This is a genomic window from Sporosarcina sp. Y1009 (genome assembly GCF_057669865.1).
On the sequence record NZ_JBYHFO010000002.1, the window covers coordinates 303,423 to 327,504 of the forward strand.

Sequence of the window (24,082 nt, forward strand, 5' to 3'; positions counted from 1 at the left end):
TTGTTATATACCATTCTATTGCATTATAACAGTATTGTCTAAATAATTTTGGCATTACGTAAAAGTTTCCTTTCATTTGACATTTTCCGCTTTAGAATCCGTCTTTTTTTTGTCCCATTTCGCAAGAATTATTCTTCGGATAACAGCTATATTTTGGAATAGTCGTACACCAAATGCGAAAATCGCAGCTAAATATAAGTCTACTCCTAAATGTACACCTAAAAAAGCAAGGGCTGCCGCAAGGGCGATGTTAAAGAAAAAGCCTGAGATAAAGACTTTGTCATCATATACTTGTTGCAAATGTGCACGAATTCCGCCAAACAGTGTATCTAATGCTGCAAGTACAGCAATTGATAAATAATTGCCGTAAACTTGTGGAATTTCTATGTCTGACAAAAGTCCTAGCGTTACACCAAGTAATAATCCTAATAAAGGTAACCACATAGTCATTCCCCTTTCGGCAATTCCTTTAAATATAAATTGTTATACTTCTCTTTCCATCCACGGATTTTTATTTTCCTTTGTGGATCTCTTATCTCTAATTTAAAATTATCAAGATAGAATTCATCATGGATTTCTGAAGCATGTAGTATATTATAAAGCTTTTCAGAAGCGGGATAATCTTCTGTTATAACCTTCAATGTAATCGGTGGTACCGAAACATTTAAACCATCAACAGTTGTTTTTCCGTTAATGTCTCGGATTGAACTCAAAGTCGTAAATCGCTTCCCATCAATTTCAATTGAATTACCTTTTATTCGATTAATCTCATTGATGAACCGGGTGAGTAAATCGGGAGAAACACCTTCAATTGGCAAACCAAGCGCTACACTTTCCATGGCTGGACGAATTTCAATAAGCAAACCCGGTCCCTCCACATCCGTCATGCCAGCTTCCTCATAAAGCTTGTCCACCGTTTCTAAAAGGACATCCCCAGCATCTTCTTCTCTTGAAGCCTCATATGTTTGAATGGTCTTATTCAATTCTCGAAGATCAGATAATAGTTCTGAGTGTATTTTTTTCTCAGCCGCCAACTCTTGCCGGATTGCCCAAACATCTCTAGTGTCTCTTGTTTCAGGTTTCTGAACTGTATTGTATTGAACCGCTACCATAAAACCGATGATTAGTAATACAAGTGAGAATTTATGTTTATTTTGCACCTCGGCACTCCTCCTCCGTGCGAACACTATTCACCTAAAGCAGCTAATTTTATTTCCTTCATTTTTTCTGTTGTAACGACGATGTTATCCAAAAGTAATCCATCGATTACGCCTCCTTTTAAATAAAGGGAAGAAGCAAGAACATCGGTATCACCGATTGCTTCAATCACAAAAGGAGCTGGAAAAGTTTTTCCGTCTACTGTAATAACAGGCCCAGTACATTTAATAAAAGAATTTGCTGTAATTCGCTGCCCGTTTATTGATAAACCTTGTGCCCCGGATATTCTGAGTTCATTAATCACTTTAAAAATATGACTTTCATGAACGATATAATCATTGGGGTTTTGTTGAGCCGGATTGTAATTGGCATCTGATAATGTTACTGAAATACCAGCCCCCGTAGATGGAATTACACCAAGCAGCAAGCGAAGATTTTTAGCTTCTTCAACTAAGTCACGATGAGTCTCTTCCTTTTCAGAAAAGGATTGTTCATACGACCGTATACCTTCCTGCTTGACGCCGATTTCATCGGAAAGTTCCTTATTACGTTCTTTTTGTAATATTAATTCTTCTCGATATTTCTCTTCTTTAACGAATGAGTCCGTAACCAGACTACTTGCCCCCTCGTTTTTGCCCAAAGTTTTATACGAAAAAGCTAGGATAAAACCAAGAACGAGAAACACAATTGAAAACAAAATATGACGACCTTGTTTCTTGTATGCGTCATTCATTTTCTTCTGCATCCTGTTCGTCCTCCTCACTCAAACCATAAATCTCACTAAATGGCGTAAAAAACGTCCCTACTTCCATATCAATCACACCTTTTTCATGATCTTGTAATTGAGCTGTGATTTCTGGGTAATACGCCATTTTTTCTGCAAATGTTGAAACCATAGCGCGAACTTCATAACCATCATCCGTAAATACAGTTAAATCAGTCAAACCTTGTTGACCTTCATTCCAAATGATTTCAGAGATAATCTGATATACGTCATTTTCCAGATTTAATAATTGTTTCGTGATTTTTTTCCGGCTATCAGTATCGGTAAATCCAATCAAGATCGGCGCTTCTTTACTAGGCTTTAGTTGTTCTGGTGAAAATATTTCCCCATCCTCTAATAACAACCTATATTGGCCTTCTTGCTCTATATAAGCAATCGTATTCCATTCATTAATGACTATTTCAATGTCATGCAGCCATTTTCGAGATATTTCCACATTTTTTACAGTTTCAAGATTTCCAAGTAGTTCTTCAGTCTTCTTCGTTGAAAACCCCCAAAAAGGCTTGTCCTTTACTAGTCCGCTTCTTTCTATATAGAATTCATGACCATGTAATTTTGCACCTGTAACTGTCACTTGATTGATTTTGCTGAATGGTGATTGAAAATAGAGAATGATGAGGAGAGCTATGGCAAAGATCGATAAAATAATGACGAACTTCTTATTTGTTCGTCTCCGACGTTTTTCTCTCATTGAAGGAATCCGTTCCTCGATGTCGATTACTTTCTTCATATTACTCCCCCCAATTCCTATGTTTTTTCGTTCATAAAATGCATGACAATTCCTGCAGCAATCCAAGTTGTCATCAGTGATGATCCACCGTAACTGATAAATGGTAACGTAACGCCTGTGACTGGTAACAAACCCGACACGACACCAATATTTAAAAAGGTTTGAAAGAGAATCATTGACCCCATACCGGTTACCGCAAGAAGCGCAAAGCGATTTTTTGATCTTATCGCAATTCCAAATGTTGCTACCAGAAGAACTACGAATAATAACAGAATAATTGTAGCGCCTAAAAATCCAGTCTCTTCAGCAATAATAGAAAAAATGAAATCATTTTGTGGCTCTGGCAAATACAAATACTTTTGCCTACTATTGCCGTAGCCATGACCGAAAAGTCCACCAGGAGCGATTGCGAATAGTGATTGAATTCCTTGAAAACCCGTACCAAGCGGATCATTCCAAGGATCAATATATGATTTAATACGATCGAGTCGGTAAGTAGCTGCTGCAATTAGACCGATAAATGCAGCCAAACCCGCTACCCCAATGATTGTAAAAAACTTTAATGAATAGCCCGCTACAAATAAAACGATAAACGCGGAAACAATTAATATGACAGTTGAACCCAGATCAGGTTGCAACATGATTAATGCAGCCGGGAGTAAGATAATCCAAATGTCTTTAAGTTTAAAAGCATACTTCCCTTTATTTCTAAACTGCAGACTATTCGCTAACATCATAATGACAGTAATTTTAGCGAATTCAGCAGGCTGAATGCTCAGTGGACCAAAGACAATCCAACTTTGCGATCCATTACGCATAGCACCTATACCAGGTATTTTAACTGCAATTAAGGCAATGATCACAAGCCAATAAATGATCGTCCAAGTTTTCTCCTGTGAAGTCAATGGGCTTTTCATAATTACATATGCGATTACCATGGATATCACCATATGAACAGATTGCTTGATGATAAACGGAGAAGAATCCGCATAATAAATAGTGCCCCAATAGGAACCGGCGGAATGGACAAAAGCCAATCCGATTCCCGACAATGCGATTGCTGCAGCAACAAAAGCAATCTTTAATTTCTTATCCAGTGAACGCATCCTTCCACGGTCAGTTTTTACAACTTAAAGTGCCATGACTGCATTGATAAACTCATCACCGCGAATTTCAAAACTTGCATATTGGTCCCAACTTGCACTTGCTGGAGATAATAAAATGACGTCGCCTTCTTCAGAAATTGAATGCGCTAAGCTAACAGCATTTGCCATTGTAGTTGCATCCATTATTTGTTCAATACCGCATGATAACGCAAATTCACCGAATCTCGTTTGCGTCTCCCCCAGCGTTACGACCGCCTTTACATTCCCCATAAACGGCCTTAACTCTTCAAATGAGTGTCCTCGATCTAAGCCGCCAGCAATTAGTATCGTTGGTGCGTTAAAGGCAGCAAGTGCGCTTTTAGTCGCCAATGTATTTGTTGCTTTGGAATCATTAAAATACTTTCTACCTTTTAGTTCTTTCACAAATTGCATGCGATGTTTAACACCTGTAAAGGACGCTAGTACATTCTCAATCGCGTCCTTATCACAGCCCATTAAGATTGCAGCTGCAGTCGCAGATAGAATATTTTCTAAATTATGCTTACCAGGTAATTTAATCATTGAGCATTTAATAAATGGTGCTCCGTTCCAATATATATAAGTGTCATCCACAGATATACCAATTTCTTTCTTACCACTCACAGAAAACGGGATTAAAATCGCCCTTGATTTTTCAGCAATCTCTCTGACCGCTTCTTGTTCTTCGTTGTAAATGAAAAAGTCATCTTCTAGTTGATTATTCGTAATTTCTGCTTTGGCCGCGCTATAGGCTTCCGATGTACCGTGATAATCTAAATGAGCATCATAAATATTGGTTAAAATTGCGATCTTCGGCCTGAATGCTTCCGTTCCCATAAGTTGAAAGGACGAGGCTTCTAATACAATGACATCGTTTGACGTCGCTTTCTCTGCTACAGTACATGAAACCGTCCCGATATTCCCTGCGATTAATGGATTACGATTGCCAATGCTAAGCATATGGAATAATAAAGTTGTTGTTGTTGTCTTCCCGTTTGATCCTGTAATCCCAATAATTGGTGCCTCACTAATTTTATATGCGAGCTCAATCTCCGTCCAAACAGGAATACCTTTGTCCACTGCTTCTTCTACTACTGGGTTGGTATAAGGAATTCCTGGATTTTTAATCACTAAACTAAATCCTTCATCCAAAATACCTGCCGGATGGCCGCCGCAAATGACTGTTATATTTTCTGAACGGAGTTCATCTACTTCTCTATTTTCCTTTTCAGGAGAAGAATCATTTACAGTAATATCCGCACCTAGTGAACGGAGTAATTTTGCCACTGCGTAACCACTTTTCGCAAGACCTAGTACTAGGATTTTTTTATTTTTAAATTGCAATGTACTTTTCATTTAAAACACCTCCAACAATACAGGAACAATTGCCGCCAAAGCTGCAACACCCCAAAATACGATAACAATCTTCCACTCAGACCATCCTGAGAGTTCAAAATGATGATGGATTGGACTCATTTTGAAGACACGTTTACCCGTCAATTTAAAACTAATCACTTGTATAATCACTGATAATGTCTCTACAACATAGACAATCCCGATGATTAATAATAAAGCTTCTTGTTTAATCAATATGGAAACCATTGCCAGCGCACCGCCCAGTGCTAGAGATCCCGTATCCCCCATAAATACTTTTGCGGGTTTATGATTAAACACTAGGAAACCTAACATTGCACCCGAAACGACAAATGTGAACAGGGCGATATCTTCTTGGTTATAGTGGAGAGCAAGCGCACCAAAAGCAGCAAAGGAAATTGCGCTACATCCGGCTACTAAACCATCCAATCCATCCGTGATATTGACAGCATTAGAAAACCCTACAAGCCAGAACAGTAAAAATGCAATATACATAATTCCTAGTTCAAATTCAATTGAAGTAAATGGGATCGTTATAATTGTTTCGAAAGGACCCATCTTCAAGAGGAAGAATGCAATAATTGAAACAACAATCTGGCCTAGTAATTTTTGAAGTGATGTCAGACCCAGATTTCTCTTTAAGACAACGATAATAAAATCATCTAAAAATCCGATAAGGCCAAAACCAATTAGGATTAGTAACAATACAATTGTTTGTGTAGTTATTACGTCATATATGTATGAAAGAGATATTGTTGTAACAATAATGGAAGTGAGAAAAATAAGCCCACCCATCGTCGGTGTTCCTGCTTTTTTCTGATGGGCTTTCGGGCCTTCCTCTCGAATACTTTGACCAAACTTCATACGTCTGAGGGCTGGTATGATAAAAATCCCCGACAATATTGATATAATAAATGCGATAGCAATAGCCATCAATGTAGTAGCGAGTGTCATGATTTTTTCTCCTTCTATTGCTGAGTCAGGAACATTTTTCTATTCCAGCCTTCGCTTTTAAAATTTTTCCGCTAGTTAAACCCTTGAAGGTTATTCTGTATATACGTGAATTGTATCATCGACATTTATAAGCGTATCAACTGCGGGTAGTTGGTATTTAACTTTTTCCCCGTTTCCATGCCATTCTATTCGATACGTATATAATTGGTCGCGAACTGTTTCTCTTGTCATTCCTGTTAGATCGGGAACACGATGTGTTAGTTCATCACCCCAACGATATTCTTTCTCTAACTGATTTTCTCGACTTGTAATCCCCAAAATCGGGGCTATTTCTTCGATAATTCTTCCTACAATCGGGGCAGCAATTACGCCTCCAAACTGTACAGAATTATGCGGATTATCGATCGCCACATAAACAAGAACTTCTGGATCATCTGCAGGTGCAAAGCCGATAAATGAAACGATATATTCGCCGTCTTTATAGTAGCCGTCAACAACTTTTTGTGCAGTCCCTGTTTTCCCACCTACACGGAGGCCATCTGTATAAGCACCCCGTCCAGAACCATTGGCTACAACAGATTCGAGTGCATGCCTAACCTCGTTGGAAGTTTCTTCACTAATCACTTGCTTTTGAAGCTCAGGTATAAAACTTTGAATTGTCTTGCCGTTAGCGTCTACAATTTCTTTTACAATATACGGTTTGAAAAGATTACCACCATTTATCGCCGCAGCAACAGCTTGAACTTGTTGAATCGGAGTGACCGAAATTCCTTGGCCAAACGCAGTGGTCGCCTGTTCGACAGGCCCGAATCCTTCCGTTGAAAACAAAATCCCTTTAGACTCTCCCGCGATGCCTGAACCAGTTGTTTGACCAAAACCGAAGTCTCGAATATAACGATCCAACTTTTCTCCGCCCAAACGTCTGCCCATTTCTACAAAGCCGGGGTTACAGGAGTTTTCAACAACTTCTAAGAATGTTTGTGAACCATGACCTTCTCTTTTCCAACAACGCAGTCGTGCATTGGCAACCATCGTATAGCCCGGATCGAAAAACTGCTCTTTTTCCAGGTTAATTAATTGCTCTTCTAAACTAGCGGCTAGTGTAATAATTTTAAAGGTTGAGCCCGGTTCAAATGTCATCCAAACTGGTAAATTACGATTGTAAATACTAGGGTCTACACCTTGATATTCCGCCGGATGAAAGGTAGGAAAGGATGCAATCGATAAAAGTTCCCCTGTCTTTGGATTCATCACGATAGCTAGTGCTTGAGTAGCCTCAAACTTCTCCATTGCCTGTGATAGTTCACGCTCAACAATTTGTTGGATCTGTACATCAATAGTCAACTCGACAGAAGCGCCCTTATTTCCAGTTCTAAAACCATCGTCAACATGGGGTAAGGGGACGCCTTTCGCATCCGTATATAATCGTATTCGGTCTCCGGTTCCTTGCAATATTTCATCGTAAGCATATTCAATTCCTGCTAGTCCCTGTCCGTCATAACCTGTAAACCCTAACAACCTTGATAATAACTCTTTGTTTGGATAATGTCTCACAAAATCCACACCCGTATAGAGGCCTGTTATTTGAAGTTTGGTAATTTCATCAGCTTGCGCTTTCGAAATATTTTTTCCCTCTGGTGCAATTTTCACCATATATTCTTTCTTCGATAGTTTTTCTTCAAGTTTCTTAGCATCGGTATTTAATACCTTCCCCAATGTAATCGCAACATTTTTTACATCCTTGTTTTGAGAAGGCATGAAATACAATGTGGGTGCTAATTGATTTCCCACAATCAAATCACCGTTTCGGTCTGTAATATTACCACGCATTCCACCGAAAGGTATTTCTAAATCCCAGTTCTCTTCCGCTTTCCCCTTTAGAAATTCATGTCTAATAATTTGAACATGAAACAACTTCAGGATGACCATGCCAAATAATAAAATAAATAGCACGAAGATAGCTTGTAACCTTTTCTTCGCTTGTAATTCTATAATTTTCCGCAGCGTTGACCACCTCACATTTTCTACTAACTTATGAAGTGACCCCTAACGCTATTCGTCAGCCGCCGATTATATCTTCTGATTCGTCCTCTTCTTCGGGATTTGTTTTGTGGATTTCAGCCGGACTTTGTAAATGAACGACAACTGGTTCATCAGCAGCCAGTATCGTTCCAACACTTATACTCTGTTCGGTTACAAAACCATCTCCGGTAATTCTGATATCAAGACCTGACAACATTTTAAATGATAATAATGTTTTTTTCGACCATCCAGTGAAATCAGGCAAAGTTGTTTGACCTTCTGTAGTTAATAATACGATGGATCCTGGTGTAAGTTTAGTGCCATCTTCTGGGTATTGCCCCACAACTTTCCCACCACTTCCAATCAATACAGGAGATAACCCTTCTGCTCCTAGTTTTCCCATGGCTTCAGCGGATTGGGTTCCTTTATAACTTTCTAGTTGATGCGTTTCAAATGTCTCCACATCATCGGGAACAATGTTCATATACTTTAAGCTGCTCTCCATAATTGTTGTAAAAAGTTTTGAGACTGGATCCGAACCATACTCTCCAGGTTTTAAATCAGGATGCTGAACGATCACATATGTCACTAATTCCGGATCTTCAATTGGCGCCATGCCAATGAATGAGTACAAGAAATTAGAACCACCGCTTAAGTAACCGCCACTCGGACTCGGTATTTCAGCTGTTCCAGTCTTGCCGCCTACAGTATAACCATTTAGCGCGAATCGTTTACCAGTTCCTGCATCAGCTGTTACTGTAGAAGCTAAAACTTCTCTAACTTGTTGGGCCGTTTCTTTTGAAATAATTTGGCCTTTTTCTTCCGGTTCTTTGTTTTCAACAATCTGCTCTGTATTTGGGTTGTAAATTTCACCAATGACATAAGGCTTCATCATCATTCCATCATTTGCAATGGCTGTCACAGCCTGAATCATTTGTATTGGTGTGACTGTTGAACCTTGTCCGTAGGAAGTTGTTAATCTCTCAGACGGAAATCGATCAAGAATTATACCTGAGGCCTCTTTTGGCAAATCAATACCTGTTTTCACCCCAAATCCAAAATCAGTCATATACTCTATAAACTTCCTATCCCCTATTCGTTCCAATAAGTACGCCATAGAAACGTTAGATGAGCGCTGAAAACCTTCTAAAAATGAAATTGAACCCCAACCACTCCGAATATGGTCTCTAATTGTTCGATCATATATCGTATACTGACCAGATTTAAAAGTTGCATTCGGATCCCATTTTTTTTCTTCAATCGCTGCAGCCAACGTAAATATCTTCATCGTAGAACCCGGTTCAATCGTATTTTCAACCGCCTCATTAAGCCAATTTGACGATAAGCCAACACGATTAGTTGGATCGAACGAGGGACGCTGACTCATTGCTAAGATTGCGCCTGTTTTTGGGTTCGCAACCACAACTAGCATTTTGTCCGGCGAATATTCTTTGTCGACTTCATTCATAGCGTCTTCAACGAAGTTTTGAATGGTTTTGTCGATTGTTAGTTTAATGTCCAGTCCATCTTCTGCTGGCGTAATCTCTTTATTGGCTTTCGGTAATGTAATCCCGAATCTATCAGCCTTGAAATTTACCTTGCCATCTTTTCCAGTTAGCTCTTCATTATAGGTCGCTTCCAAGCCCATCTTTCCTACTGTAGAGAAAGCCCCATTCTCATCTTCTACTTCCTGGGCAAAGCCTATTAGATAGGACGCAAAATTTCCATTCGGATAAAATCGTTTTTTATATTCAATAAAACGAAGCCCTGGTACATTTTCTTCCCTTATCGCTAAGACCGTTTCATGACTTATATTTCTTCCTGCACTACCGAATTCCACCTGTTTCTTTTGACCTTCTTTAATTTGTTCGTCACTTCTTGTTAATCGATCAACCAATTCCTCTTTTTCAAGCGGTAAATATTTCTCAAGCACTATTGCAGTTTTTTCAGGATCATCCACATGTCTAGTAACTTTGGAACTGCTTAACTCCTCATCCAGAACGGCTACTAAACGATAACTTAAAGTATCCGAAGCGATTAGCTCACCGGTACGGTCAATAATTTTCCCACGATCTGCCGTGAGTACCGACTCTCTCGCGTATTTATTTTCCGCCAATGAAGCTAGTACTTTACCTTCTGCTTCACCGGTTACTTGAATGAAAATAAGCCTTCCAAATAATAAGAAAAAGAGCCCTCCATAAACGATAAACATTAGAAAGGCTCCCCATTGGAATCTGAATTTCTTCTTCATCGTCCAGGCACAACCTTAACGTTTTTTTCGTTTAGATTCAAACCAAGCTCTCTAGCTTTCTCCCATACTTTTTCATAGGTAGATTGTTCTTTTACTTGGATGGACAATTCCGTATTCTGTTTTGTTGTTTCCTCTATCTTCCCGCTAAGTAGTTGGACTTCCCTATTCACATCATTTAATTGACTTTCATTATGTAAGATCATCGATGCGAAAAGAACGAGGACTGCTATAAATGATACGAAAAGGAACTTCTCCCCCGCTGAAAAAAGCTTTTTGGAACGCCTTACCTTCGGCTGTTGTTTTGGCAAATCATGTGTTTCATATTCTCTTTGTGGTGACACCATGACTCTCTGCTCTATTGCCATTCGTTATCCTCCTCATTTGTTTTTTTCGACAATCCTTAATTTAGCGGATCTAGCACGTTTGTTTTCTTCTATTTCTGTTGGATCTGGAATAATTGGTTTTCTCGTAATTTGTTTTAATAGCGGCTTCATCTCGTCAGGTATTATCGGTAAGTTCCGTGGCATTTCTGGTAATGAAGATGCTTCGCGGAAAATCGCCTTACATAACCGATCTTCTAATGAATGAAATGTGATGACGCAAACACGGCCACCAGGATTGAGCAATGTAATTGCATCCGATATAGAATCTTCTGCTGCCCCTAACTCATCGTTTACAGCAATTCGAACCGCTTGAAATACTCTTCGTGCAGGATGCCCGCCAGTACGTCTTGTTGCAGCTGGAATTCCACTTTTCACTAACTCTGCAAGTTCGGCAGTTGTTTCAATTGGAGATACTTCACGTGCCGCTTCAATTTTCCTTGCAATTCCTTTTGAAAACTTTTCTTCTCCGTAGCGAAAAAAGATTCGCACAAGATCTTGGTAAGACCAATTATTAATCACTTCATAAGCTGTCAATGTCGCTTCCATATTCATGCGCATATCGAGCGGCGCGTCATGATTGTAGCTAAATCCACGTTCGGGTGTATCAAGTTGCGGTGATGAGACACCTAAATCATAAAGAATCCCATCGACATGGGTAATCCCTATGTTTGCAAGTTCGTCCTTTAAATACCTAAAATTTGAATGAATAAAAGTTACATTTGATATATAATCCTTGAGCCGTTCTTTTGCAACTTCGATTGCGGAAGTGTCTTGATCAAAACAAATGAGACGACCTTTTTCTGAAAGTCTTTTTACAATTTCTATACTATGCCCTGCGCCACCAAGTGTGCAGTCAACGTATATGCCGTCTTCTTTTATATTTAAACCATCGACGGCTTCCTCGAGCAATACCGTTGTGTGATTGAACAATTAAGTCCGCCTACTTTCTTAAGTTAAAAATCAAAGTCAATAATATTTTCTGCAATGTCGTTGAAAGATTCTTCGGACTCGTCGTAGTAGGTATCCCATAGCGGTTTTGACCAAATTTCAATACGGCCAGATACACCAATGACAACACAATCTTTTTCAACTTTTGCATAGTTACGCAGTGATGCTGGAATGTTGATGCGGCCTTGCTTGTCCAATTCAACTTCTGTTGCTCCGGAAAAGAAGAATCGGGTAAATGCACGCGCATCTTTCTTCGTTACTGGTAAAGCTTTGAGCTTTTCCTCGAGTATTTTCCATTCATCCATAGGATAGCCAAAGAGACAGTTATCTAGGCCACGAGTCAACACGAAATTACCACCCAAATGTTCCCTGAATTTCGAAGGGACAATTAGGCGACCTTTTGTATCTACCGTGTGTTGATATTCACCCATGAACATACTCTTCACCCCACCATGTAAAATAAATGTACCACATCCCCCCACATTCCTCCACCACTATTCGGAATTTCTTTACGTTTTCATTGAAAATGCGTAAATAGTACTTGTTTCATTGAGATAATACCGCGATTTCTTAGACTTAGTAACTTTGTGGGGGAGTTTCCCTATAAAGTGAAACTTCAATAAGTGGGATGATTTCTCCCACTTATTGTTAGTTGAACCAATCGGGCTTTTACGGGCAGTTGATCTCCCACCTATCCTTATCGCTTAACTCAAGTCTTGTGGTGGAAGTCTTACTGCCCGTTAATGCGGGATAAAGTGAAAAACAGGTGTCTCGATTATACGGCGACACCTGTTTTTCAAAATGATGATGGATATGAAATGACAGTAATGTTAGAATTGAGTGAAGTATTCATTTTTTGTTTCAGACACAAATAGTTAGGGGGAGTATTGTGAGAAAGTCGAAGATACTTATCGGTATACTAATTTGCATTTTTCTAGTTGGGTGTTCAGAAAAAGAAGAAGTTAAGGAAGAACCAATCGTAGAATCAACACAAGAAATAGGGAAACCATTCGATTTGGGTGTTCACTCCGAAACCGGTGCTTATGGCGCAATTTTAGATACGTATTGCTGGGATGAAGAGGAAGATGATAAAACTTGTTCAATCGAACCTACCCCACCACATGAACTTTTAAGGGGAAAAACCCATTTTAGTGTAGCGGAAGAAACAGAGGTTTCCTTCTTTTTTACCGCAATAGACATGGAACGACCCAATTTAGCTAGCCCGGAAAAGTTTGAATTGATCCAGATAGGAAAAGATGGGGAATCTACTTTCGAGGTGATTAATAAACAATTCACGGCACCTAAAGAAACTGGCGTCTATTATTATTCAGCTATCCTCACATGGGATGGCGATTTAAAAGGAGAAGCTATTTATGCTTTTTCTTTGTCAGTCCGATAGTTACAAAAAAATGTTGTTTTTGAAATAAAAGGATGAAGGAGGATTTATGTGGGGAAGACGAAAATAATACTATTAATATTAATTGGAATACTTCTAATCGGGTGTTCCAATAGTGTTGAGGAAAATCTGCCCAAGGAACCGCCTGAGGTAATCAGTAATGGAATTGGAAACCCACCAATTTTCCGTATAGTGTTAGGTGATCATGGTATATCTGGGACACTGGACAAGTATTGCTGGGAAGAAGAGGAAAAAACATGTGCACTTGAAGCAACTCCTCCGAAAGAAAGATTAAAAGGGATACATCCCATAAGATTAGACCAAGAAGAAAAATTAACTTTTTCATTGTCCACATCAGATTTAAATTCTGCGACCGAGCAACTACTTCAACCAGATGAAATCGAATTGATTCAGACTAAAAATGATAAGGAATCTACATTTGAAGTGAAAAACAAAGAATTCACAGCACCTAATGAAAAAGGTATCTATTATTATTCAGTTATTCTCACATTTGATGGTGATATCAAAGGAGAAGCAATTTATGCTTTTTCACTGTCAGTTCGATAGGCACACTTTTCAAAAATGTCACAATCTCTTTAGGCGAATAAGAGCTCAAAGCGATAAGATATTCAAAAAACTGAAAGGATGAGGATTATGTTGGGGAATTTAAAAATAATACTTGTGATAATTCTTGGAATCTTTCTAGTCGGGTGCTCCAAAAACGTTGAGGAAGATTTACCTAAAGAACCAATAGAAGAAACCAGTAAAGAAATTGGAAACCCACCAGAAGTCGCGATAATATCTGGTATTCTAGGTATACCGTTGACATTGGATAAGTATTGTTGGGAAGTAGAGGGAAAAACATGCGCGCTTGAAGCGACTCCCCCCAAAGAACGGTTACAAGAGAAACATCCCATTAGATTGGATCAAGGAGAAAAAATAACTTTTTCATTGTCTGCATCAAATCCAAATTCCCTAACAGAGTTTCTTCAACCCAATAAAATCGAATTGATACAGACTAAAAAAGATGAAGTTTCTACATTTGAAGTGCCGAACAGAGAGTTTACTGCTCCTAATGAAAAAGGTATCTATTATTATTCAGCTATTCTCAAATTTGATGGTGATATAAAAGGAGAAGCAATTTATGCTTTTTCACTTTCAGTTCGATAGGAATACTTTCATAATAAAAATGTCACCCACCTTTTTTAGGCGAGTGACATTTTTTCAATTTCTGTTAATCAATTTTGCTTGTTTTAATTTTTAACGAAGCCATGATGTAAAATACAACTGTCAATAATAGGATTACCGGTATTCCTTGATACCACTCGCTTCCATTTTGCACGAGAATCGTTTTTTCTGGTAACAAGTATTGAAATGGGTTGATCCATGCAAAAGCCGGCCATGTGATGAACGATGTGACGACATAGCCCCCTACCAACGCGCCCAATAAAACAAACAATGTTAACAAGGTATGCTTAAAGAGCAGACTAAATAATAAATAAAGGGCAATTACAATGACAATCGTGATCGTCAAAACGAGTAACCCTTCTGTCAAAAAGTCAGCAATCGTTATGAAAGCAATTTGGTTATTTTTTTCGATGAGAATTGGATAATTAAATGCCCCCTTCTCTCCAAAAACAAATCCAATGAAGGTAATTGCCCCGAGGATAGAATTTCTCCAAATAGGAAAAGACGGAGAATCTACTTTTGAAGTGATTAATAAACAATTCACCGCACCCGAAGAAACAGGCGTCTATTATTATTCAACTATCCTCACATGGGACGGTGATTTAAAAGGAAAAGCCATCTATAACTTCTACTTCGACATTTGATTGAAAACTCTTTCTAATTACTGCAATCAATTCCAATTATTCTATTTTAATTTTAATAGTAATAATGCTAATTTAACTTTCCTAAATTAACTTTTTACTTCCCCTCTTATATTGAAGCGCATAAATTTTAATGGTACAATAACACGAGGTGGCAAAATATTCAAATAACCGAAGGGTGAGGATTAATGTTAGGAAAATCAAAAATAATACTTGTGATGATTCTTGGAATCTTTCTAATAGGATGCTCCAAAAATGTTGAGGAAGATTTGCCCAAGAAACCAATAGAAGAAACCAGTATAGAAGTTGGAAACCCGCCAGAAGTTATCATAGGATCTGTCGAACTTGGTACACAGGCGACACTGGATAAATATTGTTGGGAAGAAAAGAGAAAAACGTGTGCACTTGAAGCCACTCCTTCGAAAGAAATATTACAGGGAAGACGTCGCATAAGATTAAACCAAGGGGAAAAAGTTATTTTTTCATTGGCCGCATCAAAGCCACCTAGCTTGACAGAGCTACTTCAACCCAATAAAATCGAATTGATTCAGACTAAAAATGATGAGGAATATACATTTGAAGTGAAAAACAAAGAATTCCCAGCACCGAATGAAAAAGGGATCTATTATTATTCAGCCATTCTCACATTTGATGGTGATATCAAAGGAGAAGCTATTTATGCTTTTTCACTGTCGGTTAGATAGAAACAATTTCAAGATAAAAATGTCACCCACCCTTCAAGGCGAGTGACATTTTTTTAATTTCTGTTAATCAATTTTGCTTGTTTTAATTTTTAACGAAGCCATGATATAAAATACAACGGTCAACAAAAGAATTACCGGTATCCCTTGATACCACTCACTTCCATTTTGCACGAGAATCGTTTTTTCTGGTAACAAGTATTGAAATGGGTTGATCCATACAAAAGCTGGCCATGTGATGAACGATGTGATGACATAACCCCCTACCAACGCACCCAATAAAACAAACAGTGTTAACAAGGTATGCTTAAAGAGCAGACTAAACAATAAATAAAGGGCAATTACCATGACAATCGTGACTGTCAAAACGAGTAAACCTTCTGTTAGAAAGTCAGAAATCGTTATGAAAGCAATTTGGTTATTTTTTTCGATGAGAATTGGATAATTAAATGCCCCCTTCTCTCCAAAAATAAATCCAATTAACGTAATTGCCCCGAGGATAACCCCCGTCGTAAACAAATAGACGATGACAGAACTCCAAAACTTACTCAAAATAATCTGCGTCTTTTTTAACGGCTGGGTAAATAACAGGTTAATGGAATGATTTTCATACTCCCCCGAAAGAATTTCACCAATCAAGAGGACCAAAATAATAATTGCCCCTAAGGTAATATACAAATCAACAATATGCTTCATAAAATTCGGTAACGCCAAGCTATACATCGGATGTTCGGGTTTAATATCATCTGCCAATAATTTTTCATTCATGGCAAGTCTATGTTCGATCTCCTTGAAAGAGAATGGATGGTCACCGCCTGCTTCCTTGTAATTCACGGTATCTAAAAGCGCTTGGTTTTGAAGCGTCAGTTTCGCTCTCCAATCATCCCCCGGGTTCGCCGCCCTTAAGTCATATAGCGAGATGAGCATGGTAGTCGTAATATCTTTTAATAATTCTGCTTTTTCATTTTCCGGATCTTGTTCTATTTCGAATCCATGTATTCTCGATTTTCCCTGGGCCGTGCTGATTTGGGATTCTATTTCCCTTAGTTCTTCTTTTTCGATATATTCCTGAAAGGTAATATTACGAAAAAAAAGAGCGCCAATGCCAATGATAATTAGCAACAACAGGTATATGAATTTTTTACTAAAGAAAACCTTTTTTAATTCGAAGGTTAGTAATTTCATACAGATTTCTCCCCTGCAAACAACTCTTGATACCGCTTCTCCGCCCCTACTTTTTCATTTTCAATATTTTTGATTGTGATGAAACTTTTATTGAGCTGCGTGATAAGTGTTTGTAAATCAATATCTGTCTCGAGAAAACCTATTTGATTTTTATCATTGATTGTAAAAGGTGTTTTTTGCGCCTCTAATACTTCTTTCGCCTTTTCCAAATCATTTACGGTAATCAAATAGTAGTTTGTCGCAAGATCCTGAAGCGACTCTTTCAGAAGCGCACCATCTTTCATGAAGTAAATCGTATTTGTCAATCGGTCAATTTCATCGAGATTATGGGAAGAAAGAATAATAGTTGTCCCTTCCTGATATAACTCCAGCAAAATTTTCCGCATATTTATGGCACTTGTTGGATCTAGTCCGTTCAACGGCTCATCCAATAGCAATATTTTTGGCTCGTTAATAATTACCATCGATAGCAATAAATGTTGCTTCATGCCGAGTGAATAATTTCTAACTCGTTTCTTTAAGTAATCCGCCATTCCGACCCGTTCGGCTACTTCCTGAATTTTAGTTAACGGGATTTTTTGAACATGACAGATGAATTTCAAGTGATCATAGCCTGTCAAATCCCCATATAAAATCCGGTTGTCTTGTAAATAGGATAATTCATAAAAAAGAGAGGTGTCCGTATGTTTTTTTCCTAAGATTTCGACGTTCCCTTCATTGAACGAAAGAAGATTTGTCATGCAGTTGAGTAACGTCGTCTTTCCCGAACCGTTCGGGCCGACTAATGCGATAATTTGCGGCGACTCCACCGTAATATCAATTCCTTTTAAAACCATTTGCTTCTTATACTGTTTTTTTAAATTGCTAACCTGAACAATCATCTCATCACTCCCAATCCATTTTTTCATTAACGTCCATATTTATATTGCATAACTGAAACGATATAGGTCACAGCTAAAATAATTAAACTAGATACACCAAACGCGATTAACCCGTTCGTATAGGAAAAATCGAAGTTCTTTAGCGTTACAGCCAATTCCATCGTCACTACTTGCGGCACTGAAAAGTAATGAAATGGTATATACGGCGCCAAGCTAGACAAGACGGATTCTTCACTTAGTTTAATGCCCATAATGATGGTGGCGATTGTTAACCCAAGCGCGATTGATGCCCTTTTCGTTAAAATTGAGTAGAGAAATAGAATGGAATAACAAAAGAGTAGAATCATAAAGAACAAGAAAGCTGACTTCAAAATGAATGTACTCATGTTCATAAAGGAAAAAGAATACTCTTCCCCGTAAATTAAAACTGGGTAATTCCAATAACCAAATGAGTCAAAAACCGTTCCAAGGATTAATGAAAAAATACTGGCAAAGACAAGAATAAAGGCGCTCGATAATAACACAGTTAAAAACTTGCTCAGCAACACTTTATCTCGGCGAATTGGCTGCGTTTGCAGTAAATGAATCGGACCGTTCCTTCCTAGCCCTTCTTTCGTCACGATATCTCCGAATAGAAAAAGGAAAAATATTGCACCGGATACGCCAAATAGAAGTCGAAATAGATGATTGAGGTAATAAATACCAGTAGGCGAATACTTAGTACTAAACTTTACAACCATCGCCTTAAACTCGTCTTCATATCCACCTTCGATAGGAAAATGCAAATCGTAAGCCGTCATATGCGACCAATAATCATATCGAAGAACAGGTGCAATCTCCCTTTCCATTAACCATCTATACTCCGCAAGACGAGTCTCAGTTGTGAAAGGCGTTGCCCAGGATGAGGTATAATATTCATCCTTTCTTATTCTAGCCAGATGATCTTCATCTCTTGCCATGTCTTGATTAAGAAGTGTTGTCCAATCATTTTCTTGAAACGCTTTCAGTGTTATTTCATCTTTTTTATTCCACTCCTCTTGAAACTCAAGATCACTTTCCAAACCTTTTTTTGAATTACTATCGCTTGAATCAATGGAATCCATTATTCTTTGGGTTGCTATTTGATTCCTGTGAATATCACTTTCCTTTTCTGAAATTAACTCTTCAACTTTAACCGTATTAATGTGTACAAAAATGTAATAGGCAATGATAAAGACACAAAACGCCAGCAGCAATATGCGAAAAAGATTCGACGTAAATACTTTTTTCATTTCAAACTGAATTAACCTTATCACCAGCAATACCTCCAATGAATTCATTACTCGCATTGAGAGAATCCCTTAATCTATCACAATTTTTATTATTGTATTGAAAAGTTCTTTCTGCCCTACGATTAAATCTTCAACACTCATTGTATTCAGGTTTATAAATAATAATAAGCAACTACAAATATGCAAAAACCCAGCAGTATAATCTGAAAGAAATTTGATTTAACCTGCCCTTTGAAAGAGGTCTCCCACCTCTAAACGTTTCGGGCGTAGCCCAGTGAAAGTTTCGATTGGCGTTTAGCCAAAGATATTTTGTTCATATTGCCAGGTATTGTTACGGGTAAGCAGCTCCAATTCCTTAAGACTCACTTGTTTGTAGCTTTTATTTGGAATGGTGATATAGTCATTGTCAATCGACTTCACATAAGCTCCGTTTGTTCCTGTGAAACCAGTAATGTAGCCAATATTTCCAAATAATTTCACTTTATCATTCAAATAAAACCCCTTAAGTTGTTTCGTATTCTTTTCATTTCTTTTGCTACTTACATTTTTTTCTTTTCGGCCTTTCCTCGCTGTCGCTTCATGCAAAGAACGTTTTTTCTTACGGAACTGTTTCAGTTTGAACATCTCGTCGATATTCCAATGGATAGAAGAAATTCCACTAATTGCAATGGCATCATTGGCGTGACTTTTTTCCAAACCTAGCTCTTTTCGTTTTGGTGTCGTGATTGAACCATACGTAACTATTGCATCAGGATATTTAGTGAATACACGTCTTCGAAGGATATTCATAAATGTGCCTTCTTTATAGCGCGGCAGTTTCTTGCCTTCCATCATCCACTTATATAAAATTTTGCCTTTTTGATGATTTTCGTGCGTATGACAATCTGTACAAACTGAAATTAAATTATCTGCGCGATTTGTTCCACCATGTGAACTGTAGACGATGTGATGTGTATTTAGTATTTTGTTTTTCATTTTGCAAACTTGGCATGTGTATTTGTCCCTTGACAACACGAAATATCGCACATCATAGTAACCATATGTTTGGCCTTGTTGATAGTCCACGCCTTGAATATCGGGACGAATCATTTTTTGCACATCAAATTTTCCGACCTCAATCGTCAGTTTTGGATTCGGGACAAGCGAACAAAACTGATCGATCCAAAAGAATGTATTCTCTATTCGACTTTGAATACTTGGTGGCAGCCATCCATCCGGACGAATTCGATTTTGAAATCTTTGCGCTCGATACCGAGTTTTTCGACTTCGCCTAGAACGTCTGTAAGTTCTTCGTGTATCTATTAATTTTTTGACATCTTGGCGTAATTCAATTTCACCTTTGAGTAGAACTTCTTTATCGCTTACAATCGCAACGCCAACATGTTTCGCACCTAGGTCGATACCAATCTTCACTTCCTGTTTATAGCCGCTACTTCCATAAAGAAGTTGGATTGTAAATGGCTTGTAGGACACGATCTTCGCTTTCTTTTCTTTCAATAACAACCTTGCTTTTCTTGGTTTACAAGGCATCAATGCCTCTCCGTGTTTATTCAAGACGAATACGAGCATATCGCATTCCCTCCCTTTGGAGTTTGTTACCCTTCGCCAATGTTGGTAAGGCTTTACGGTTACACCGCCAAATCAGGTTGACCGTTCCTACCCATTCAGAACTTTTACAGCGCCTGCACAGAGCAACGGACTAGGGTATCATCCGAAGGTGTGATGACCAAACCAACGTAGTTTTCGAAAAACTTAGGCTAGACAACTAAAGGCTTTTACAAGCCCCCACTTCAATCAGACCGTAGGGTCAATAAGTGGTGGATAGTTGACCTATTTTCGTCATTTCAAATTGCACTAATTTGATCATGGAACCATCCCCAATTTATTTGTCGATGGATTGCAGTACACCACACTAGACCCCCTTCTCGTTCAAGTTCTCTAATCATTACAGCAAATCTAACAATTCAATTACTTATGCTATCGGAATTTTTTCCTATAGTCAATAGACCTAATAAGTACAATTCCAATAAAAAAACACCCCAAACCGCATGAAGATGCAGGGTGGAGTGTTACCAGTTAAAAGTAAATTAATTTATGGGTTCCATCAAATTCCAATGGGAGTTCTAACAAATCTTTAATAAGGGTTGGGCCATATGCATTCATATATGTATATGGTGTGTAACTTCGTTCTTGTAGACCATTGTTTGGGTATAAGTCGGTTTCTATTAGACTAAATTTACGAAGAGCAACTTCATGCTTAATGAGAAGTGCTTCCTCGGACTTCTCTTGTAAATAGTTGAACTGCAGTTTATGGAAATTTAAGTTCTTTTCCAAAATATCATTCATCATACGCTCATCAGAATCGATTGTACGACTAATTTTTTCATATTCTTTTATTAGAACTTTTTCCACTTCGATTACAGCTAGGTCAAATTGTTTGTTTTGTAGTGTCCCGATAAATTCATCACGGGCCCACGTAACCTCTCCCGTAACGGCATCTTGGAATGTCAATTCTTTCTCTTTTAACGCTTTATCAGTATCCCTTGGAACGAGCGTTAACGATAACCTCGGTACAATAATCGGCATTTTAATCCCAAGCTGGTGAAACGCTTCTTTTAATAATGCCCAATACGTAATTTCTCCCGGGCCACCTACGAATGCGAGAACGGGAAATACCAAGTCTTGCATAAGGGGCCTCGTTGCGACGTTATTACTTAAAAGAAATGGTGACTCTTTTGCGATTTCCAACATTTCTTGGGTAGTAAATCGAAGTCCTGCACTATCGTTCACGTAGTACTCATCTCTTCGTGTCAGTAACATGCGACCAGTTTCATGCACGTAAAATAAATGCGAAGCATCTCCTCCTGCATCAAGCGGTTTCCCGTAACCATCCGAATCGAACATTGATTCCTTATCGACAATGGCCGCTGCAATGCTTTCCGATTCTTGGATAAGTAGTTGGAAATAATCACTTTCCAGCTCACGTAACGGTTTGTATGCTGAATCGATGAATAATAAACCTTCGTCTGCAAATAGACCATTCATTAATCGAACAAAGAAACCTGTAAACGTATTCTCTCTATCAACTGCAGCTAAAACTTCTTCCATCAACGGCCTTGTGTATGCCGTCTCGCCAAACTTGCTGAAAATATTACCAACATATTTTTTCATCTCTATCTGATCAAACACCGCATCAGATGCCATTAATTTTAAAACGAATTTATCTTGAATTTGTTCTTTCGTCACACCACCAGCTGAATTTGTATAGACATGGTTAATTTCATTAATATCATGATCTTCACCCGCCACCCAAAAAACCGGGACGACTGGCACGCCTAAAGTTTGACGTTGTTTCTTTGCAAGCAAAATTACCGAAATTGCTTTATGTACGGAAAATAAAGGCCCTGTAAGTATGCCAGCTTGTTGTCCGCCGATTACTGTTACCGCATCTTCCTCGAGTTCCTCCAAATGTTTGTGGGCAGTTGGTGAAATTCCAAACGGCTTCATAAATGAACGAACCGTTTCCACGAGTTGTTTTCGTTTATAGTTGCGCGTTGATAACTCAGTTAGTCTTTCTGGATATGAACTTTCTTTGTTTTCATAGTCAAAATATGTATGTATAAATTCATTATCATTATTGTATGATTGCATGACTTTATTTTGTTCAAGTAATGCGATATTGTCCACTTTCATTATTCAGACCCCTTTTTAACAATCCTAATTACCCAAAGTATATCATTATAAAGCGTTTGATTAAAAACAAACGCTTACTCTTTTTTGTTAGTGCTGAGCATATTCTATAATTTTAAGAATTAGGCCGATTAAAAGTAAGATAATATATGACACTGATAAGAGGAGAAAATATAATCGCCAAACCCTCCTGAATAACCGTTTGATCAAAAACTCCTTTACATTCATCTTTTCCAAAATAGCAAAGATCAGGATTAAAATGATTGCAATTACTGAGATATAAACACCAACCAATTCACCGAAAATTGTACGTGCAATGATATACACCGAGAAAAATAAAAAGGGCGTTGTAATATCTGCGGCTTGGCCGAGAACAGATACCGGTGCCTTTCCCATTCGCCTGTAAATCATGAGAACTAGAATCGTTATAATATAAGGACATAGTAGGAACACACCAAATAAGACTGAAAAAATGGTTTGCATCATAGCAGTGCTTCCTTTTTATCAATCGCATAGAGCATTTTTTCTAACATTTCTAGAAGCGGAACTTTTTTATGTATTGCAGTGGCTTTTTCAATCACTGCTGTTACGATTGTTTTAATTTCCATTTGACGTCCTGCTAGTCGATCAGACAGCATCGATGATTTATTATGAGCCGTATTTTGACAGACCGTTGACACAGCTTTTAAAGAAAGATAAGGTCTCATCTCAGGGAACGCATTGAGTAGTTCATCATAAAGACTAATAAATAATTCATGGCATGAAGGATTTGTTAGCAACTCACCATTTTCCACCTCAAGTATCGCGGTTAATGGATTAATCATACAATTGATTAACACTTTTCTCATCAATACAAATTCTGCATTGCTGTGTCTTGTAATTGGAAAACTTTCCGAATGTGCGATTTCCATGACATCGAAAACTGCTGCATCACCTCTACCAGCACCAATCGTAATGAGACCAACACCATTATGTTGTACAGTATTGTCATCAAGCCTGCGTGCCCCGTGCTCGACAGTTGCAAATGCAAGGTTTGGTATCGATGTAGAATTCGCCATGCTGAAATGGTCGAGTCCATTTTGAATGAATAGCATGGGGTTTTTGAGTTGAATACGATTTAATTGTAGGAGTAAATCCTGCAAATCAATATATTTCACAGCAACAATCCAAACGCTTGATGTTTGATCCGTTGGAAAATCTGTTATCGCATGAACGCGGAAAACAGATTCTGAACCATCTACATTTACTCTTCGAATCCCCTGGCTATTAAGTATGCTTGCTTGTTCTTCCCTTCGAACCACCATGGTAACCTTTATACCCGACTCCAATAAGTACGAGCCAAGTAATAATCCAACTGAACCAGCCCCAACAATTACAACAGCCATTTCAATTCTCCTTTCA

At 38.2% G+C, this 24,082-nt stretch carries 24 protein-coding genes; 4 read left to right on the top strand and 20 right to left on the bottom strand.

Annotated elements, in window-relative coordinates:
- Positions 1–72: 72 nt before the first annotated feature.
- From AC25Y1_RS04165 to mraZ, 12 genes are all read right to left on the bottom strand, one after another.
- Positions 73–444: a small basic family protein gene (locus AC25Y1_RS04165; RefSeq protein WP_488146686.1), complete on the bottom strand. Its 372-nt coding sequence runs from the start codon at positions 442–444 to the stop codon at positions 73–75.
- Between the two features lie 2 nt (positions 445–446).
- Positions 447–1,160: a DUF881 domain-containing protein gene (locus AC25Y1_RS04170; protein ID WP_488146687.1), complete on the bottom strand. Its 714-nt coding sequence runs from the start codon at positions 1,158–1,160 to the stop codon at positions 447–449.
- A gap of 26 nt (positions 1,161–1,186) precedes the next feature.
- Positions 1,187–1,903, bottom strand: coding sequence for a DUF881 domain-containing protein (locus tag AC25Y1_RS04175; protein ID WP_488146688.1), 717 nt, complete (start codon positions 1,901–1,903; stop codon positions 1,187–1,189).
- The gene (locus AC25Y1_RS04180; RefSeq protein ID WP_488146689.1) at positions 1,884–2,672 is read right to left on the bottom strand and encodes a cell division protein FtsQ/DivIB; all 789 of its coding nucleotides are present in this window, start codon (positions 2,670–2,672) and stop codon (positions 1,884–1,886) included. Before AC25Y1_RS04180 ends, AC25Y1_RS04175 begins: the two co-directional genes overlap by 20 nt.
- A 17-nt stretch (positions 2,673–2,689) precedes the next feature.
- Positions 2,690–3,778, bottom strand: coding sequence for a putative lipid II flippase FtsW (gene ftsW / locus AC25Y1_RS04185; RefSeq protein ID WP_488146690.1), 1,089 nt, complete (start codon positions 3,776–3,778; stop codon positions 2,690–2,692).
- Positions 3,779–3,802: 24 nt separating this feature from the next.
- Positions 3,803–5,152: a UDP-N-acetylmuramoyl-L-alanine--D-glutamate ligase gene (gene murD / locus AC25Y1_RS04190; RefSeq protein WP_488146691.1), complete on the bottom strand. Its 1,350-nt coding sequence runs from the start codon at positions 5,150–5,152 to the stop codon at positions 3,803–3,805.
- The gene (gene mraY / locus AC25Y1_RS04195; protein WP_488146692.1) at positions 5,153–6,124 is read right to left on the bottom strand and encodes a phospho-N-acetylmuramoyl-pentapeptide-transferase; all 972 of its coding nucleotides are present in this window, start codon (positions 6,122–6,124) and stop codon (positions 5,153–5,155) included. It abuts the gene before it with no gap.
- Between the two features lie 90 nt (positions 6,125–6,214).
- Entirely contained in the window at positions 6,215–8,128 is a 1,914-nt protein-coding gene (locus AC25Y1_RS04200) for a penicillin-binding transpeptidase domain-containing protein (protein ID WP_488146810.1), read from the bottom strand.
- A gap of 55 nt (positions 8,129–8,183) precedes the next feature.
- The gene (locus tag AC25Y1_RS04205) at positions 8,184–10,358 is read right to left on the bottom strand and encodes a penicillin-binding protein (RefSeq protein WP_488146693.1); all 2,175 of its coding nucleotides are present in this window, start codon (positions 10,356–10,358) and stop codon (positions 8,184–8,186) included.
- A 35-nt stretch (positions 10,359–10,393) separates the two neighbouring features.
- Positions 10,394–10,762, bottom strand: a complete 369-nt coding sequence (ftsL, locus tag AC25Y1_RS04210) for a cell division protein FtsL (RefSeq protein ID WP_488146694.1) — start codon at positions 10,760–10,762, stop codon at positions 10,394–10,396.
- A 12-nt stretch (positions 10,763–10,774) separates the two neighbouring features.
- Positions 10,775–11,710, bottom strand: a complete 936-nt coding sequence (gene rsmH, locus AC25Y1_RS04215) for a 16S rRNA (cytosine(1402)-N(4))-methyltransferase RsmH (RefSeq protein ID WP_488146695.1) — start codon at positions 11,708–11,710, stop codon at positions 10,775–10,777.
- Between the two features lie 23 nt (positions 11,711–11,733).
- Complete coding sequence (mraZ, locus tag AC25Y1_RS04220; protein WP_210470478.1) at positions 11,734–12,165, bottom strand: division/cell wall cluster transcriptional repressor MraZ; 432 nt, start codon at positions 12,163–12,165, stop codon at positions 11,734–11,736.
- A 452-nt stretch (positions 12,166–12,617) separates the two neighbouring features.
- On the opposite strand from mraZ, the gene AC25Y1_RS04225 reads away from it, so the two are divergent.
- The 3 genes from AC25Y1_RS04225 (at position 12,618) to AC25Y1_RS04235 (ending at position 14,294) form a co-directional block, all read left to right on the top strand.
- Positions 12,618–13,127 (top strand): hypothetical protein, encoded by a 510-nt coding sequence (locus AC25Y1_RS04225; RefSeq protein ID WP_488146696.1) that lies wholly within the window; start codon positions 12,618–12,620, stop codon positions 13,125–13,127.
- A 48-nt stretch (positions 13,128–13,175) separates the two neighbouring features.
- Positions 13,176–13,691 carry a hypothetical protein gene (locus AC25Y1_RS04230; RefSeq protein WP_488146697.1) on the top strand — a complete coding sequence of 172 codons (516 nt, stop codon included), beginning with the start codon at positions 13,176–13,178 and terminating at the stop codon, positions 13,689–13,691.
- Positions 13,692–13,781: 90 nt separating this feature from the next.
- The gene (locus AC25Y1_RS04235; protein WP_488146698.1) at positions 13,782–14,294 is read left to right on the top strand and encodes a hypothetical protein; all 513 of its coding nucleotides are present in this window, start codon (positions 13,782–13,784) and stop codon (positions 14,292–14,294) included.
- A 64-nt stretch (positions 14,295–14,358) separates the two neighbouring features.
- Here the strand turns inward: AC25Y1_RS04235 and AC25Y1_RS04240 are convergent, their stop codons facing one another.
- The gene (locus AC25Y1_RS04240) at positions 14,359–14,856 is read right to left on the bottom strand and encodes a hypothetical protein (protein ID WP_488146699.1); all 498 of its coding nucleotides are present in this window, start codon (positions 14,854–14,856) and stop codon (positions 14,359–14,361) included.
- A 285-nt stretch (positions 14,857–15,141) separates the two neighbouring features.
- Here AC25Y1_RS04240 and AC25Y1_RS04245 point away from each other — a divergent pair, with 285 nt between their 5' ends.
- The gene (locus AC25Y1_RS04245) at positions 15,142–15,657 is read left to right on the top strand and encodes a hypothetical protein (RefSeq protein WP_488146700.1); all 516 of its coding nucleotides are present in this window, start codon (positions 15,142–15,144) and stop codon (positions 15,655–15,657) included.
- Positions 15,658–15,720: 63 nt separating this feature from the next.
- On the opposite strand, the gene AC25Y1_RS04250 is transcribed toward AC25Y1_RS04245, so the two are convergent.
- From AC25Y1_RS04250 to AC25Y1_RS04280, 7 genes are all read right to left on the bottom strand, one after another.
- Positions 15,721–16,839, bottom strand: a complete 1,119-nt coding sequence (locus tag AC25Y1_RS04250; protein ID WP_488146701.1) for an ABC transporter permease — start codon at positions 16,837–16,839, stop codon at positions 15,721–15,723.
- The gene (locus AC25Y1_RS04255; protein ID WP_488146702.1) at positions 16,836–17,747 is read right to left on the bottom strand and encodes an ABC transporter ATP-binding protein; all 912 of its coding nucleotides are present in this window, start codon (positions 17,745–17,747) and stop codon (positions 16,836–16,838) included. Before AC25Y1_RS04255 ends, AC25Y1_RS04250 begins: the two co-directional genes overlap by 4 nt.
- A complete protein-coding gene (locus AC25Y1_RS04260; RefSeq protein WP_488146703.1) occupies positions 17,747–19,015 on the bottom strand; it encodes an ABC transporter permease in 1,269 nt (422 codons plus the stop codon). Before AC25Y1_RS04260 ends, AC25Y1_RS04255 begins: the two co-directional genes overlap by 1 nt.
- A 270-nt stretch (positions 19,016–19,285) precedes the next feature.
- Positions 19,286–20,560 carry an RNA-guided endonuclease IscB gene (iscB, locus tag AC25Y1_RS04265; protein WP_488146704.1) on the bottom strand — a complete coding sequence of 425 codons (1,275 nt, stop codon included), beginning with the start codon at positions 20,558–20,560 and terminating at the stop codon, positions 19,286–19,288.
- A 507-nt stretch (positions 20,561–21,067) separates the two neighbouring features.
- The gene (bshC, locus tag AC25Y1_RS04270; RefSeq protein ID WP_488146705.1) at positions 21,068–22,684 is read right to left on the bottom strand and encodes a bacillithiol biosynthesis cysteine-adding enzyme BshC; all 1,617 of its coding nucleotides are present in this window, start codon (positions 22,682–22,684) and stop codon (positions 21,068–21,070) included.
- Positions 22,685–22,771: 87 nt separating this feature from the next.
- Positions 22,772–23,167 carry a DUF3397 family protein gene (locus AC25Y1_RS04275; protein ID WP_488146706.1) on the bottom strand — a complete coding sequence of 132 codons (396 nt, stop codon included), beginning with the start codon at positions 23,165–23,167 and terminating at the stop codon, positions 22,772–22,774.
- The gene (locus tag AC25Y1_RS04280; RefSeq protein WP_488146707.1) at positions 23,164–24,066 is read right to left on the bottom strand and encodes a ketopantoate reductase family protein; all 903 of its coding nucleotides are present in this window, start codon (positions 24,064–24,066) and stop codon (positions 23,164–23,166) included. The genes AC25Y1_RS04275 and AC25Y1_RS04280 overlap by 4 nt, the downstream gene beginning before the upstream one ends.
- Positions 24,067–24,082 lie beyond the last annotated feature (16 nt).

Bases quoted from the DNA above. Each gene is read 5' to 3' on its own strand.
- AC25Y1_RS04165 (WP_488146686.1), bottom strand. From the start codon at position 444: ATGTGGTTACCTTTATTAGGATTATTACTTGGTGTAACGCTAGGACTT.
- AC25Y1_RS04175 (WP_488146688.1), bottom strand. From the start codon at position 1,903: ATGCAGAAGAAAATGAATGACGCATACAAGAAACAAGGTCGTCATATT.
- AC25Y1_RS04180 (WP_488146689.1), bottom strand. From the start codon at position 2,672: ATGAAGAAAGTAATCGACATCGAGGAACGGATTCCTTCAATGAGAGAA.
- ftsW (WP_488146690.1), bottom strand. From the start codon at position 3,778: ATGCGTTCACTGGATAAGAAATTAAAGATTGCTTTTGTTGCTGCAGCA.
- murD (WP_488146691.1), bottom strand. From the start codon at position 5,152: ATGAAAAGTACATTGCAATTTAAAAATAAAAAAATCCTAGTACTAGGT.
- mraY (WP_488146692.1), bottom strand. From the start codon at position 6,124: ATGACACTCGCTACTACATTGATGGCTATTGCTATCGCATTTATTATA.
- AC25Y1_RS04205 (WP_488146693.1), bottom strand. From the start codon at position 10,358: ATGTTTATCGTTTATGGAGGGCTCTTTTTCTTATTATTTGGAAGGCTT.
- ftsL (WP_488146694.1), bottom strand. From the start codon at position 10,762: ATGGCAATAGAGCAGAGAGTCATGGTGTCACCACAAAGAGAATATGAA.
- mraZ (WP_210470478.1), bottom strand. From the start codon at position 12,165: ATGTTCATGGGTGAATATCAACACACGGTAGATACAAAAGGTCGCCTA.
- AC25Y1_RS04245 (WP_488146700.1), top strand. From the start codon at position 15,142: ATGTTAGGAAAATCAAAAATAATACTTGTGATGATTCTTGGAATCTTT.
- AC25Y1_RS04250 (WP_488146701.1), bottom strand. From the start codon at position 16,839: ATGAAATTACTAACCTTCGAATTAAAAAAGGTTTTCTTTAGTAAAAAA.
- AC25Y1_RS04255 (WP_488146702.1), bottom strand. From the start codon at position 17,747: ATGAAAAAATGGATTGGGAGTGATGAGATGATTGTTCAGGTTAGCAAT.
- iscB (WP_488146704.1), bottom strand. From the start codon at position 20,560: ATGCTCGTATTCGTCTTGAATAAACACGGAGAGGCATTGATGCCTTGT.
- bshC (WP_488146705.1), bottom strand. From the start codon at position 22,684: ATGAAAGTGGACAATATCGCATTACTTGAACAAAATAAAGTCATGCAA.
- AC25Y1_RS04275 (WP_488146706.1), bottom strand. From the start codon at position 23,167: ATGATGCAAACCATTTTTTCAGTCTTATTTGGTGTGTTCCTACTATGT.
- AC25Y1_RS04280 (WP_488146707.1), bottom strand. From the start codon at position 24,066: ATGGCTGTTGTAATTGTTGGGGCTGGTTCAGTTGGATTATTACTTGGC.